The sequence below is a fragment of the Actinomadura roseirufa genome (genome assembly GCF_900659635.1).
GTDB classification, from domain to species: Bacteria; Actinomycetota; Actinomycetes; order Streptosporangiales; family Streptosporangiaceae; genus Spirillospora; species Spirillospora roseirufa.
The window spans coordinates 19,049-33,830 of record NZ_CAACVB010000038.1 but is presented as its reverse complement, the minus strand read 5'-3'; the positions used below and the strand labels follow the sequence as shown (position 1 = coordinate 33,830).

Genomic DNA, 14,782 nt, shown 5'->3' with positions numbered 1-14,782 from the left:
ACAACACTGACGGGACTTCACGTGCTCCTCAGCGACCCGGCCACGACCCCGGCCATCGCCGCCGGCGACGCCACTTCGACCGCGCTGCTGAACTGCCTCGTCCGTGAGGTCTGCGCGCCCGAGCACCAGCTGTGGCCCGGTGACGGGCGTCTCGTCATGCGGCTACCGCGCGCCGGGGTGGTCCTGCGGGCCGGTCTCGCCCGCCCGCCGGCGGCGACGTACCGCCTGGAGCCGCCGTTCGAGGAGCAGCGGGAGGAGGAGTGGGTCCCCGCGTCCTGGGAGCGCCTGGCCAGCCTGGTGGCCGGGGAGCTGGAGCTGGCGACAGGGTGTCCCAATCCCGAGTTCCTCACGCAGGTGGGTGACAGCAACACAGCCCTGGCCGCCATCATCGCCGCCCGGAGCGCTCCCCGCCCTGAGGACGGCCGGTACGTCGCGTCCGAACAGTCCCTCGTCGCGGGCCACCGCTTCCACCCGTCCCCCAAGGCGCGCCAGGGAGAACCGTCCGACTGGCTCCAGTACGCACCGGAGACCAGGGCACGCCTCCACCCGCATTGGCTCGCCGTAAGGAATGACATCGTCGCCGAGGAAGGGGACACCGACGCCTTCACGACCCTGGGCGGCCCGGCAGTTCCCCCGGGGCACAAGCTCCTTCCCGTCCATCCATGGCAGCTCTCACTGCTCTCGGATCGTCCCCTTCTACGCCACGCTCTGGCGAACGGGCTCATCATCGACCTGGGTCCATCCGAGACCGAGGCACTGCCCACGTCCTCCGTCCGGACGGTGTACCTCCCGGACGCGGACATGTTCTGCAAGTTCAGCCTGGACGTGCGCATCACCAACTGCGTCCGTAAGAACGCCTGGTACGAACTCGCGGGGACGATCGCCCTCAACGAGCTGCTTCCACCCCTGTTCACGACCCTCGGCGCGACGCTCCTCTCCGAGCCCGCCTACCGCAGCACCACGCTCGCGGACCAGCGCCTGTACGAGGGCTTGGGCGTGATCCTTCGCCAGGGCGTCAAAGCCCTCCCCGGCACACCGCTCCTAGCGGGCGCCTTGGCCGACCCCTACAGCACGTTCCTCACGGACCTGCCCGTCCTTGCGACACCCGACGGCGCCCTTGCCTGGTGGGACGCCTATGTGGCCCACGTGGCGCCGCCGGTGCTTCGCGCCTATCTGGACCATGGCGTCGTCCTCGAACCCCATCTGCAGAACGTCCTCATCTGTGTGGACGGAAACGGCATGCCCGTGCACGCCGCGTTCCGCGACTTGGAGGGCACGAAGCTGACCTCGGGCCGCTGGGATCTCGGCGCGCTTCCCCCACGGGTCGCCGAAGCACTCACCTATGCGCCCGATCACGGCTGGAACCGCGTCCTCTACTGCCTGGTGGTCAACCACCTCATGGAGGTCGCGGCGGCGGTGGCCGACCGTCATCCGTGCCTGGACGGCGCCCTGTGGCCCACCGCCCGCGCCCATTTCGTCCCCTACGGAGCCCACCCGCAGATCAGGGCACTGCTCTCCGGCGTACCGCTGCCCGCGAAGGCGAATCTGCGCACACGCTGGGCGCGCACCGCCGACCGCACCGCGACCTACGTCCCGACCCTAAATCCCTTGGCGCCATGAACCTCGACTACATCCGTGCTCTGGACCGCTATCCCGCCTACGTGTACGACCTCCGTGGCCTGGCCGACCACACGCGCGACATTCGCTCAGCCCTGGGCGCGACAGAACTGTTCTACGCCGCCAAGGCCAACCCGGACGCGGAGATCCTGCGTGCCATCGCACCTCACGTGGACGGTGTCGAGGTGTCGTCGGGTGGTGAGCTGACCCACGTCCGCGACGTTCTCCCACAGGCCCGCATCGCGTTCGGTGGCCCCGGCAAAACCGATGAGGAACTGGCTCTCGCCCTCGCCTTGGACGTCGACCGCATCCACGTGGAGAGTCCCCACGAACTCGCCCGTCTCGCCGCGCTCGGCCCCGCAGACGTACTACTGCGTGCCAATCTCCCCATCACGACCCCCAACGCGGTGCTCTCCATGAGCGGCCCGTTCGGCATGGACGAGGACGCTCTGACGGACTGTGCCCGTCACCTCGCCGGAACGCCCCACCTGCGCCTGCGCGGCGTCCACGCGCACCTGGCGTCCGGTCTCGACGCATCGACGATGGCCGACCTCGCCCGGAAGATCACCGACTGGGCGCTGCCCTGGCTGCGTGCCCTTGACGTGGCCGACCCCGAGGTCAACATCGGCGGCGGCATGGCCGTCGACTACGCGGAGCCCGACGCCCGCTTCGACTGGCACGCCTACGGCGCGGCCCTCCCCCAAGGCACCCTGCGCGTCGAACCCGGCCGTGCCATCACCGCCTATCACGGCTGGTACGTCACCGATGTCCTCGACGTGAAGACCACACGCGGCGAGACCTTCGTCGTGTTGCGCGGCGGCACCCACCATCTGCGCACGCCTGCGGCCAAGGGACACGACCAGCCCTTCACCGTCCTGACGCGTCCGCACGGCACCACGATGACGGCGACCCTGGTGGGCCAGCTCTGTACCCCTAAGGACGTCCTGGCGCGGAACGTCCCGGTGCCGCCGCTCGCACCGGGTGACGTCCTGGCGTTCACCATGGCGGGCGCCTACGCGTGGAACATCTCGCACCAGAACTTCCTGATGCATCCACCGCCCACTTTCCACTACCTCAGTTGAGGTCGCCCTGAGGCGTCCCGTACCAGCGCCACTGGGTTCGGCGGGGATGGCCGGGAAGTTCGGCACGTCCGGTCGCCCAAAGGAGGGTGGGCCACGGTTCCGCGCCGGTGGGGACGTCCGGGAAGAGGCGGGTGAGAACTTTCGCGCACAGGTCGGCGGGCGGGTTCCAGGGGAGGCCGAGTCCTTCGGCGAGGTCGTGGGTGTGCACGAGTGTTTCGACGATGCCCATCGCGGCGAATCCCGCCGCGTCCGACACACCGAAGCCGTGGTAGGCACGGACGTGCGGTGGTGTGAGGCGGACCATGGCCACGAGGAAGCCGCCGCACGATTCGAGGACCTGCAGCAGACCGGCGGGACCCGCTTTCCGGTCGGCGTGGATGGCGTTGGCGGGTCCGCCGGGCCGCCGCCGTTCCCAGATGAAGGGGATCTCGTTCTTGAGGGGCGGTGTCCTCGGGGCGAGTTGCGCGGCGTAGGCGAAGAGGTCGTCGCTCAGGTGCTCGACGGTCTCCCAGCAGTCCCATTGGAGGGATCCGGCGTTGGCGTCCCATGCCGAGGCCGGTGCCCGGCGGAGGGTGGCGAGGGAGAGTTGGACAACGCGGTCGAGGTCGTCCGCCGTCACGGCAACGTGCTCAGACATGCCAGGACACTAACTGTCTCACTGCCGTTCGGGTCGGACTATTTTCCAGCCACCGGACGGGGTGATCCAGACGAGGAGGCCGGGCCAGAGCTGGTGGAGCCCCCATCCGGGGCTTTGCTTGGTGCGGTGGTGCCGTCTGCACAGCGGGGCGAGGTTGCACCGGCAGGTGATCCCGGGCCGCCACGGTGTCGTGTGGTCGAGGTCGCAGTGCTGTGACCGCCGGTTGCAGGTGGGGAAGACGCAGGTGGCGTGCCGCGCCTGCACTTCCCGCCGCATCGCGGCCGGGGGACGGTGGGCGGTGCGGCCGTGCTCGGCGTCCGAGCCCCGGCAGAACGCCTCGCGCCGTTCGGCGAGTTCCTCGTGGATGCCCCGCACCGTCCGTTCCAGGGCCCCGCGCAGGCTGGCGCGTGAGGTCACGCGCTCGACATGCGCGAGCCGCATCCCGACCGTGTCCGCCAGGGCCTCGACGGCGGCGTCGCCGTCTCCGGAGGATTCTGTCTGCGTGAGGGGGGCTGCGTCGGGTGCCGCGTCGGGTGCGCCGGACGGGTTGAGCACGTCGCGGACGGCGCCGGGCAGGTCGGCTCCCTGGAGGAGGCGCACGGCCAGGTCCGCACGGATCTGGTGGAGAGTGCGGGCGTCACCGTCGTCCTTGATTCCGCGCGCGGCGGCACTGATCTTGTTGTAGACGGCCTGGGCGTCCTCGGGTGTCAGGTCCAGCACGGAGAGGTCTGCGGTGCCGTCGGGCGTCTCGCACAGCGCCAGGCGGCGCCGGGTGACGGCTTCTTTCCTGCGCTCGTCGACGGCCTCGGGCGCCAGGCGGTGGACGATCCGTTTCAGCCTGCGGCGCAGTTGCCCGGCCGTCTGGCCGGGGGCCTTGTCCAGCACGGCGGTCTCGACCTGCGCGGCGACGCCTTCGGGGAGCCGTTCGGAGCCGTCACAGATGACACGCGCCTTGGCCATGTCGATATGACCGGCTTCGAGCGCCCGGCGCGTGCCGGGAAGCTCCGTCGCGAGGCGCTCGGCGACGTGGACCAGCGTGGCCGCCGTGTTGCCGGTGACCACCAGGGCGGTGGCGACCTCCTCCGTCACCGACTCGCGGGCCGAGAGGATCCGATGATCGGGCTCCCTCTCGTCCGAGGTACGCCGCCGGGTCAGCTCGGCGATCGCGGCCAGCTCGCGGGCCTGCGCCCACGCGGTCTGGCGACGCGCGGCCGCAGCGACCTCCAGGAGCTCACCGTCAGAAAGATCGGAAAGGCGCTCCCGTCCACCGGAAAGGCAAACGGCGAGCTGAGGCCCCGGCGGAAACCACCCACGCCCCGCCCACTCACCACCATCCGCGAGACCCCCCACCACACCCTCACCCCCCATGCCGAAGAAGACTCTCTAATAATATAAAAGGGGACCAGAAAATCCAAGAGACAAATGAGACACAACAAAGATCAAAAGGGAAAAGCCCGGCCCCCCATCCAACCCCCTCCCCCAGCCGACCAAGCACCCAAAAACTAAGAACAGAACAGAAGACAGAACCAAGCCAAACAACCAGAAGAACAAAACACCAGAAGCCCGCAAGCGCAACCACCTGACAGCAAGAAGCAACAACGAAAGCAGACGCACACACCTGCGGAAGGCACCTCAACCCCCCACCCACAAAAACAACACCGATACCGAGAAAAGAAAACCTCAGCCGACCCCCACCCCGCACACACACCCCGCCCCGCACGCACAACAGGAGAGGAAAGGTTCCGTGCTGCTACTAGACCAGGTACGTTCGTACGCGAGTCTGGGAGCGCGGACGGCCCGAGCCGTCCTGGACACAGGAGCGCTGAGTCCGGTCCGCCCGGACAGGGCGATTCGCCTGCCGTTCCCTTATCTGCGTTTCGGCCCGGTCCCCGCCACGCTCGGAGCGATGTCGGCGCTGCGATTCCCCCACCGGACGGCTCTGATCGACGAAAAGGGAACCCTTACCTACTCGGACCTAGAAGAGAGAGCGGCTTCCCTGGCAACGGCCCTGCGGACTCGCTTGCCGGCGCCCTCGCATGCGACCACGAAGGCAATCGGAATCCTGTGCCGCAACCACAGGGGATTCATAGAAGCGGTCCTGGCGTCGACCAGACTGGGAACCGACGTCGTGCTGCTCAACACCGACTTCTCGGCCAGGCAACTGAACCAGGTCACCGAGCGCGAACATATCGGACTGCTCATCCACGACGAGGAGTTCACCTCGGTCGTGGACGAGTCTTTCAAAGGCCACCGCATCCTGGCCTGGAACACCGCGAAGGAAAGCGCGCACGAGACCATCGACGACCTGGCGGCGTCGACAACCCCGCACCCACTGATCCCCAAGAGCACGAGCAGGGTGATCGTGATGACCTCCGGGACGACGGGCACGCCGAAAGGCGCCCGCCACGACCTTTCGCTCGGCGCCCTGCTGCCGGTGGCGCTGACCCACATGATGCGCGTTCCGGTCCGCTCCGGTGCGCCGATCGTGATCGCGCCGCCGCTCTTCCACGTCCTGGGATTCGCGTACGCGATCGTGGGGCTTGGGATGGGGATGCCGCTGGTGCTGTCGCGCCGCTTCGACCCGTCCGAGACCCTTCAGGCGATCGAGGACCGGGAGGCGGGGGCACTGGTCGCGGTACCGGCGATGCTGGAGCGAATCCTGGACGCACAGAACAAGCAAGACAAGGAGAACAGAACTACACAGCCCTCCCTCCGCGCGGTCGTCTGCGGCGGATCGGCGCTGCACCCGCATCTGTCGGAGGCGTTCATGGACGCGTTCGGCGACGTCCTGGTGAACGTGTACGGAGCGACGGAGACGGGCTGGGCCACGATCGCGACACCTCGGGACCTCCGGGACGCGCCGGGCACGGCCGGGAAGCCTTCGCTGCGGCTGACCGTCCGGATCCTGGACGAGGACGGCCGCGAGCTGCCCGCAGGCGAGACCGGCGAGATCCACACCGGCGGCGGGCTGCGGTTCGCGGGCTACACCGGGGGCGGTGAGAGGCGGGTCCGGGACGGTCTGACGGGCACGGGCGATCTCGGCCATTTCGACGGGGCGGGCCGCCTGTTCGTCGACGGCCGCGCCGACGACATGATCGTCTCAGGCGGGGAGAACGTGTTCCCGGGCGAGGTGGAGGACCTGCTCGCCGGGCATCCGGGCGTCGCCGACGTCGCGGTGACCGGGGTCGAGGACGAGAGGTTCGGTCAGCGCCTGGCCGCGTACGTGGTGCGCGCGCCGGGCGGGCGGGTGACCGTGGACGACCTGAAGTCCTACGTCAAGGATCATCTCGCCCGCTACAAGGCTCCGAGGGACGTGCATTTCGTCGACGCCCTGCCGCGCACCAGCACGGGCAAGGTCCGCCTCGGCGACCTCGGCCGGTAGAGCGGGGAAGGCGGCGCCCGCGCTCGGGCCGCGATGGGCTCGGACGCCGCCCGGCTCGTCCCACGGCACCCCGATTGCCGCGTTTCCCGCTCCCCGCCCCGGAACTCACGCCGGAACTCACACCGGAATTCACCCCGCGTTCTCAGGCGGCGCCGACGCCCCCGGCGCTGTTCTTGGCCGCCATGCAGATGCGGGCCAGATCGTTGAGGGCGTCGGCGCGGCGCTCGTCGAGGGGCCGCCGGTCGCCGGGGTCGGCCGCCGCGAGCGTGTCGATGACGAGGGAGAAGACCGGCCATTCGGCGGGGCCGATGGCACCCTGGAAGTCGACGCCGCCTTCGAGGTCGTCGAGGTCCAGGTTGCGGGCGAAGGTGGCGAGGGCGGCCTCGGCCGCGACGACGCCGATGCGCATCGCCAGCGCGGCCGGCTCGCGATCGAGGGACCGCACGTTGGTTGAACCCATGGCGGACAACCTAGAACATACGAGCGATCATCGTCGAACGTTTGCTCGAAAAACCCGCCGTGCTCCACCGAGGCCGGCGAAACGTCAGCACGAACCGCAGATCACCCCGCGATGGCGTGCTGGAACAGGTACGAGTGGGTGAAACACAGCTCGCCGTCGACCCGGCTGGGCCGCATGCCGGTCGCGGGGCCGCCGGTCAGCTCGTCCTCGAACTCGCGGCGGATCAGCGCGGCGGTGTCCGCGGGCGTCTGCGCGAGCTCCAGCCACGGCCCCAGCGGGCGGATGACGTCGAACCGGTCCGTCCGCTTGACCTCGGCGCCCGCCGCGCCGACGAGCGCGGCGATCCCGTCCTCGGTGAGCAGGGTGCCGTGCGAGGGGTCGCGGAGCCGCTCGATCCGGTCGGGGTCGCCGTCCAGTCCGTCCGGGCGGACGAGATCCGCGATGATCACGGCGGCGCCGGGGCGGCTGACCCGGACCATCTCCTTGACGACGGCCGCCGGGTCGGCGACCTGGTGCAGGGAGAAGCGGGTGACGACCAGGGTGAACGAGCGGTCGAGGTAGGGCAGGACGGTCGCGTCGCCGTGGGTGAACGTGACGTTGGTGACGCCGCAGCGGTCGACGGCGCGCTTGCCCTCGGCGAGCATGGCGGGGGTCAGGTCGAGCGCCGTCACATGCCGGACGCGGCGGGCGATCGCGCGGGAGACGAGACCGGTGCCCGCCGCGACCTCCAGCACGACGTCCTCCAGGTCCAGCTCCGGCTCCATGAACCGGACGAGCCGGTCCATGTGCAGGGTGAGCGCGACGTTCAACCTGGGGTCGGCGAACCCGGCGGCCTGCTTGGAGAACTCCCGTACGACCTTCTCGTCATGCGTCACCGGTACGCCTCCCTCGATGTGGTTGCCCGGATCATCCCTGAAACCTCGCGCGGTGAACAGAGGCATTCACGCCGGGTGGCGGAGGAGGCCGGCGGGTCCGGCGGCGGGGATCGGGGGGCGCGGATCAAGCGGCGGGGACGCCGTCGAGGAGCGCGGCGAGCCCGTCTGCGGTGAGCAGGTCTGCGGGCCGGACGGTGAGGTTCGCGCCGACGTAGTGGAACGCGGCGCCGACCCGCTCGACGGGCACGGCCGCCAGTTCCGCCCAGGCCAGCCGGTACGCCGCGAGCTGCACCGACGCCGATGACGCCTCGCCGCCGGACGGCGGCGAGCCGGTCTTCCAGTCGACGACCTCGTAGCCGCCGCCGGCCGTGCGGAACACCGCGTCCATGCGCCCGCGGACGAGCCGGTCGCCGATGATGGTCTCGAACGGGACCTCGATGTCGAGGGGCTCCCGCGCGGCCCATTCCGACTCCTCGAACCGCTCGCGCAGCATCGCGAGGTGGGCGTCGTCGGCGGCGCCCTCGTCGGCGGCGCCGGGCAGCTCGTCGGGGTCGAGGAGCCGCTGCTGCCCCCACCGGCTCTCCAGCCAGGCGTGGAACGCGGTGCCGCGGCGGGCGTACGGGGCGGGCGGGCGGGGCATGGGCCGGCGGATCTGCCGGGCGAGCCCGGCCGGGTCGCGGGCCAGCGACACCAGCGCCGACACCGACAGGTTGGCGGGCAGCTCGACGAGGAGCCCGTCGCCGCCGCGGCCCCGGTCGCGCTCGGCGAGGAGCAGCTCGACGTCGCGCGCCCACGCCGACATGCGACCGCGGTCGGCGGCAGACAGCCCGGCGTCGCCGGCCCAGTGCCGGGCGCGTCCGGCCATCGCGTCCTCCACCATGCGGGCCGCTTCGACGACGGCGGCGTACCGTTCGCGGGCGGTCGCGTCGGTGCGGCCGCGCTCCCCCGGACCGGCGGGCCAGTGGGCCTCGTCGGGGTCGGCGAGGAGCGGGTTGGCGGCGTCCTCGCCGGGCGGGTCCGCCCAGACGGCGACGGATCCGGCACCGGTCAGGCACACCTCCCGGACCTCCTCCAGGAACGGCGACGGCCCGAGCGGGCGGCCCGACGCGCCCCACCAGTAGCCGGTGGTGATGAGCAGGCTGGACGCGCGGGTGACGGCGACGTAGGCCAGCCGGCGCTCCTCCCGCAGGTCGCGCTCGGAGCACGCCTGGTCGAACGCGGCGAGGTCGTCCTTGTCGAGCCCCTTCAGGTCGGGCAGGTCGGCGCGGTCGCCGCGCAGCATGAACGGCAGGACGCGCGGGTTGGCCGTCCACCGGGTGGCGTTCTGCGGCGGCGACGGGAAGATCGAGCCCTTCGCCGGGCCGCCGTTCTTCTGCGGCGTGTAGGACAGCCCGGGGACGACGACGACCGGCCATTCCAGGCCCTTGGACGCGTGGACGGTGAGGAGCTTGACGCTGTCGGTCTCGCCCACCCGCCCCGCCTCAAGGCCGAACTCCTCCGTCTCGGCCGCCTTGAGGTAGGCGAGGAACGCGCCGAGCGTCGGGTCCTCGGCGTCGCCGGCGAAGGTGGCGGCGGCGCCGATGAAGGCGTCCAGGTCGGCGCGCGCGGTGACGGGGTCGAGCCCGGACCGGGCGGCGACCTCGATGTCCAGGCCGAGGGCCCGCTCCACCTCGCCGACGAGGTCGGGCAGCGGCAGCCCGACCTGGCCGCGCAGGGCGCGCAGCTCGTCGCGCAGCCGCCGCAGCCGCCCGTACCCCTCGGGCGAGTACGCGGCGCGGTCGCCGAGGTCGTCGAGGGCGTCGACGAGGCTGCCGGTCTCCTGGTTGAGCTCGCTGACCAACTGCCGCAGGGGATCATCGCCCTCGGCGACACCCCCCTCCGAGACAGCACCTTCCGAGACACCCCCCTCTGGGGCGCCATCCTGTGGGGCACCGTCCTGTGGGGCACCATCCTGTTGGACGGGACTGACGTCGCGGGCGGATTCCTGGGCGAGGGCGCGGGCGCGGCGGCCGAGGGCGACGAGGTCGCGGGGGCCGAGCCGCCAGCGGGGGCCGGTGAGGATCCGGGCGAGCGACGCGCCCGCCGTGGGGTCGTGGACGGCGCGCAGGGTGGCGACGACGTCCTGTACCTCGGGGACGGTGAGCAGGCCACCGAGCCCGACCACCTCGACGGGGATGCCGCGGCTCTCCAGGGCCCGCCTGAGCAGCGGGAACTGGGAGCGTTTGCGGGCGAGGAGGGCGATGTCGGAGTACGCGAGCGGCTCGGGCCGCGGGCCGCCGTCGGGGGCGGTGCCGGGGTCGGCGGCGATGAGCCCGGCGATGCGCGCGGCGATGCGGTCGGCCTCCTCCTCGACGGTCTCGAACAGCGCGCACTCGACGCGGCCGCGTCCCTCACGGCCCGCGCCGGGGACGAGCCGCGGCACCGCCGTGGTGTCGGCGCGCAGTTCCTCCTGGACGCGGGCCGCGGCCTCCAGGATCAGCTCGCCGTTGCGGAAGGAGCGGCTCAGCTGGACGACCGGCGCCGGGACGGGCCGCCGCGCGCCGGCGGCGGGCTGGGCGGGGAAGTCGTGGGCGAAGCGGAGGAGGTTGCCGGCGCTGGCGCCGCGCCATCCGTAGATCGACTGGCAGGGGTCGCCGACGGCGGTGACGGGGTGGCCGCCGGCGAACAGCGAGGTGAGCAGGACGAGCTGCGCCTGGCTGGTGTCCTGGTACTCGTCCAGCAGGACGACGGTGAACCGGGACCTTTCGATCATCCCGACCTCGGGGTGCCTGTAGGCGATCCGCGCGGCGAGGGCCATCTGGTCGCCGTGGTCGATGACCTCCCGGTCGGACTTGGCCCGGTGATACGCCTCGACCAGCGGCATGAGCTGCTCGCGGACGCCCTGCCTGGCGAGGATGTCGCGCTGCGCCTTGAGGGGTTTGCGCACCGCGGCGAACCGCTCGTCCAGCCAGGCGCCGACGCGGCGGACGTCGTCGGTGGTGCGCAGGTGCTCCGACAGGTCTCCGGCGAGTTCCATGACGGCCTTGGTGACGGTGTCGGGCGCCCAGTCGACGTGGTCCATGGGGCCGTTGTAGGCGTCCACGACGCGGGAGCAGATCTGCCAGGCGACGGCGGGTGAGATGAGCCGCATCGTCGGTTCGAGCGCCTCGCGGAGGGCGTGGTCGCCGAACAGGCGGGCCGCGTAGGAGTGGTAGGTCGACACCATGGGCTCGCCGTCGAACAGGGCCTCGCCGCCGAGCCGTTCGAGCTCGTCGCCGGGCAGGACCTCGCGCAGCGCGTCGAGCCGCCTGCGGACGCGGACGCCGAGCTCGGCGGCGGCCTTGCGGGTGAAGGTCAGGCCGAGGACGCGTTCGGGGCGGACGAACCCGTTGGCGACGAGCCACACCACGCGCGCGGCCATCGTCTCGCTCTTGCCGGACCCGGCACCGGCGATCACCGCCATCGGGGCCAGCGGCGCCTCGATCACGCGGGCCTGCTCGCCGGTCGGTTCGGGGATCTCCAGGAGCCGCGCCAGCTCCGCCGGTGTGATCATCGCGCTCCCGCGGCGGCGTCCGTCCCGGCGCGCGCCCTAGTCGCCAACCTGGCCTCCTTCGTCGTGGACGGGGCAGCACGAACGTACGGGGCAGGTCCGACACTTGTCGTTGGCGCGGGCCTGGAACACCTCGCCGGCCATGCCCGTCGCGACGATCTCGACGAGCTTCTTGGGCCAGTCGGGGTCGGCGTCCTCGCCGGGCGGCGGCTGTTCCTGCTCGCGGGCGCGGGCGGTGAAGGCGGCCTTGCCGACCTGGACGAGCTTGGCGCCGCCGGGTTCGATGAGCCCGTGCCGTTCGAACGCGCCGAGCATCACCGCGTACTGGTAGACGCCGAGCTGCGGGTGGCGGGCCAGGTCGTCCTTGGGGACGGCGGTGGTGGAGGTCTTGATGTCGATGATGACGGCGCGGCCCTGCTCGTCGCGTTCGGCGCGGTCGATGCGGCCCTTGATGACGACGCGGCCGAGGTCGACCTTGAACGACTCCTCCAGGGCGACGACCTCGTTGGGGTTGTCGCGGTGCCAGGCGAGGAACTTGTCGACCATGCGGGTGGCCTGCTCGCGCTGCTTCTCCGAGTACCAGGTGCTGCGGAAGTCGAGGTCGTTCCAGATCTCGTCGAGCCGCTCGGCGACGTCCACCTCGCTGATCCCGTCGTCGGCGCCGGCCATCTCGGCGACGGCGTGCACGACCTTGCCCATGGTGCTGTACTCGTTCGGGCCGCCCTCCTGCGCGCCGACGGCGGAGGCGAGCAGCCAGCGCAGCCCGCAGGTGGTGAACGCCTCGACCTGGGACGGCGAGATCGTGATCTGCTCGTCGCCGGCGAACGCGGGCCCGGGGTCCGACAGCGCGGTGATGGCGTACCAGTGCTCGGGCGCGGCGCCGCGCACGCCGGCCCGCGCGAGCCGGGCGAGGTGCCCGGCGGCGGCGCGGCGGACGGTCAACGCGGCGGCCGCGCTGCCCGTCCCCGCGCCGCGCCTGGACGCCTCCGGTGGTCTCGGCTGGCGGGCGGAGGACCCCGCCGGGGCCGTCCTCGCGCTGGTCGCCAGGGACGCCCTGGACCTGGTCGCCTCGGCGGCGCTCGGCCGGGTGCGCACGTGCGCCGGGTCCGACTGCCGGGCGCTGTTCGTGGACGACTCCAGGCCCGGCACCCGCCGCTGGTGCTCGATGAACACCTGCGGCAACAAGGCCAAGAAGGAGGCCCTGCGCGAGAGGACCACCGGCACCGGACGACACTGAACCGGCGCCGAGGGCCAACCGGCAGAATCGCCTGGTGGCCAACATTTTCACGGACTTCATCCGGGTCTACCCACATCCGGGGCAGGGGATTTCGGAAACCGCGGCACAGTGGATCGCCTGGATGCTGATCGGCCCCCAGGGGTCCCGGCATGTTCCGGTCCACATCCGGCGCGGCCCTCAGGGAGGCTATGCCGACGTCCAGTACGGGTCGAGCGGGAGTCCCTCCATCGTGGACTTCTGCAGGGACTACATCGGGACCGGGCCGTACGCCGCGATCTGGGCGCGGCACTTCAACGAGGGCGGCACTCAGGACGTGATCTGGCAGGACGACGTCAACGACGGCCCGCGCCGGTTCTGCCGGTACGGCTTGGACGAGGTCCGCGTGGTCGCCGCCGACGAGGGCCGGCTCCCCGCCTGCGTCGCCGACGCGGACGGCGGGCCGCCGCGGACGCCCGGGGAGCCGTGGCGGCGGGATCCCGACGGCTCGTGGCGGCGGCGGGTCGCCGGGAGCTACCGGGCGGGCAACGACCGGTCGGCCGAGGTCGGCGCCGATGCCACGCCCGCGACGGTGCCGCCGGAGCCGGAACCGGCGGACAGGGCGCTGGCCACGCCGACCACACCGAACCTCTTCGGGGACGAGCCGACGCGCGTCGACCCGCCCTGGCTCGCCTCCCTCACCGAGGGCCGGTCCGGTGCCGCGCTGGTCGACTGGTACCACCGGTGATGACCGGCTTTCCGCGGCCCGGCCGGCGCGGAGGCCGGGCAGAGAAGCGGACAGAAACTGGCCTCTTCTGCTGCGATCCTGGCCGTGTGCCAGTCGACGATCCGAAGGGGCCGCCCGCCATGACCACCGTTCTCGGCAGCCGGGCGCTCAACCGCGCGACGCTCGCGCGGCAGCTGCTTCTCGACCGCGCCGACATGCCCGTCCTCGACGCCGTCGCGCATCTGGGCGGGCTTCAGGCACAGGAGCCGCAGGAGCCGTTCACCGGGCTCTGGTCCCGGCTGCGCGGGTTCGATCCGGCGGTGCTCTCGGATCTGCTGGTCCGGCGGAGCGTGGTGCGGACCCACCTCATGCGCCGCACCGTCCACCTCGTGCCCGCCGCCGACGCGCTGGCCTGGCGGGCGCGGCACGACTCCATGCTGCGGCAGCGGGTACTCGGGGTGTACCGCCGCGAGTTCGCCGGAGTGGACCTCGACGAACTCGCGGCGGCGGGACGGGCGGTGACGGCCGACGGGGAGCCGCGCTCGACGGCCGAGCTCGTGCGGGCGGTCGCCGGGCGCCGGCCGGACACGGCGCCGCAGGTCGCGCCGCGGGCGCTGGGGGAGATGCTGGGCGCCCTGGTCCCGATGGCGCAGGCGCCGCCGCGCGGGCTGTGGCGCGTGAAGGCGGGGGTGCGCCACGTGCCGCTCTCCGGCTGGCTGGGACGCGAGGTGGACCCGCCGGCCGCCGCGGGCTCCGATCCGGCGGGCGAGGCGATGGTGCGGCGCTACCTGGCCGCGTTCGGCCCCGCCGCCACGGCCGACCTGCGGGCCTGGTGCGGCCTCGCCGGGATGCCCGCCGCGGTGGACGCGACGCGCCCGGAGCTGGTCGCCTTCCGCGACGAGCGGGGCCGGGAGCTGCTGGACCTGCCCGGCGCGCCCCGTCCGGACCCCGGCACGCCCGCGCCGGTGCGCTTCCTGCCCGCGTTCGACAACGCGCTCCTCGGCTACCAGGACCGCGGCCGGATCGTGGACGACGCCCACCGCGGCCTGTCGGTCGCGGGCGCCCGGGTCGTCCTGGTCGACGGGCGCGTCGCCGCGACCTGGACCGTCGAGGACGAGGCCGTGACCGTGACACCGCTGCGCCGTCTCTCCCGGGCCGATGTCGCCGACGTCGCCGAGGAGGGACGGGCGCTGGCGGTCTTCCTCTCCGACGGCGAGAGCCACCGCGTCCGGGTCGCCGCGTCTCCCCAGTGACGATTCG

At 72.1% G+C, this 14,782-nt stretch carries 12 protein-coding genes; 6 read left to right on the top strand and 6 right to left on the bottom strand.

What is annotated here, in order from left to right:
* The first annotated feature begins 21 nt into the window (after positions 1-21).
* Both E1291_RS11515 and E1291_RS11510 read left to right on the top strand, forming a co-directional pair.
* Positions 22-1,620: an IucA/IucC family protein gene (locus E1291_RS11515; protein ID WP_207400686.1), complete on the top strand. Its 1,599-nt coding sequence runs from the start codon at positions 22-24 to the stop codon at positions 1,618-1,620.
* Positions 1,617-2,699: an alanine racemase gene (locus E1291_RS11510; RefSeq protein ID WP_131737749.1), complete on the top strand. Its 1,083-nt coding sequence runs from the start codon at positions 1,617-1,619 to the stop codon at positions 2,697-2,699. The genes E1291_RS11515 and E1291_RS11510 overlap by 4 nt, the downstream gene beginning before the upstream one ends.
* On the opposite strand, the gene E1291_RS11505 is transcribed toward E1291_RS11510, so the two are convergent.
* Both E1291_RS11505 and E1291_RS11500 read right to left on the bottom strand, forming a co-directional pair.
* Entirely contained in the window at positions 2,692-3,336 is a 645-nt protein-coding gene (locus E1291_RS11505) for a hypothetical protein (protein WP_131737748.1), read from the bottom strand. The two genes, E1291_RS11510 and E1291_RS11505, sit on opposite strands and share 8 nt — an antisense overlap.
* Before the next feature lie 18 nt (positions 3,337-3,354).
* Positions 3,355-4,704 (bottom strand): HNH endonuclease signature motif containing protein, encoded by a 1,350-nt coding sequence (locus tag E1291_RS11500; protein WP_131737747.1) that lies wholly within the window; start codon positions 4,702-4,704, stop codon positions 3,355-3,357.
* A gap of 538 nt (positions 4,705-5,242) precedes the next feature.
* Between E1291_RS11500 and E1291_RS11495 the strand changes: the two genes are divergently transcribed.
* Positions 5,243-6,718, top strand: coding sequence for an AMP-binding protein (locus E1291_RS11495; protein ID WP_242614082.1), 1,476 nt, complete (start codon positions 5,243-5,245; stop codon positions 6,716-6,718).
* 142 nt (positions 6,719-6,860) lie between these two features.
* Here E1291_RS11495 and E1291_RS11490 read toward each other — a convergent pair whose 3' ends face one another.
* The 4 genes from E1291_RS11490 to E1291_RS43205 all read right to left on the bottom strand — a co-directional run bounded on the left by E1291_RS11490 (position 6,861) and on the right by E1291_RS43205 (position 12,470).
* Positions 6,861-7,178: a hypothetical protein gene (locus tag E1291_RS11490; protein ID WP_131737746.1), complete on the bottom strand. Its 318-nt coding sequence runs from the start codon at positions 7,176-7,178 to the stop codon at positions 6,861-6,863.
* Between the two features lie 101 nt (positions 7,179-7,279).
* Entirely contained in the window at positions 7,280-8,053 is a 774-nt protein-coding gene (locus E1291_RS11485) for a class I SAM-dependent methyltransferase (protein WP_242614081.1), read from the bottom strand.
* A 124-nt stretch (positions 8,054-8,177) separates the two neighbouring features.
* On the bottom strand, positions 8,178-11,585 hold the full coding sequence (locus E1291_RS11480; RefSeq protein ID WP_131737744.1) for an ATP-dependent helicase: 3,408 nt from the start codon (positions 11,583-11,585) through the stop codon (positions 8,178-8,180).
* Positions 11,586-11,621: 36 nt separating this feature from the next.
* Positions 11,622-12,470, bottom strand: coding sequence for a RecB family exonuclease (locus E1291_RS43205; protein ID WP_242614080.1), 849 nt, complete (start codon positions 12,468-12,470; stop codon positions 11,622-11,624).
* On the opposite strand from E1291_RS43205, the gene E1291_RS11470 reads away from it, so the two are divergent.
* The 3 genes from E1291_RS11470 (at position 12,436) to E1291_RS11460 (ending at position 14,775) form a co-directional block, all read left to right on the top strand.
* Positions 12,436-12,819, top strand: a complete 384-nt coding sequence (locus tag E1291_RS11470) for a CGNR zinc finger domain-containing protein (protein ID WP_131737743.1) — start codon at positions 12,436-12,438, stop codon at positions 12,817-12,819. The genes E1291_RS43205 and E1291_RS11470 overlap by 35 nt on opposite strands.
* A gap of 229 nt (positions 12,820-13,048) precedes the next feature.
* Positions 13,049-13,543: a hypothetical protein gene (locus tag E1291_RS11465; RefSeq protein WP_131737742.1), complete on the top strand. Its 495-nt coding sequence runs from the start codon at positions 13,049-13,051 to the stop codon at positions 13,541-13,543.
* Between the two features lie 119 nt (positions 13,544-13,662).
* On the top strand, positions 13,663-14,775 hold the full coding sequence (locus E1291_RS11460; protein WP_131737741.1) for a winged helix DNA-binding domain-containing protein: 1,113 nt from the start codon (positions 13,663-13,665) through the stop codon (positions 14,773-14,775).
* The last annotated feature ends 7 nt before the right edge of the window (positions 14,776-14,782 follow it).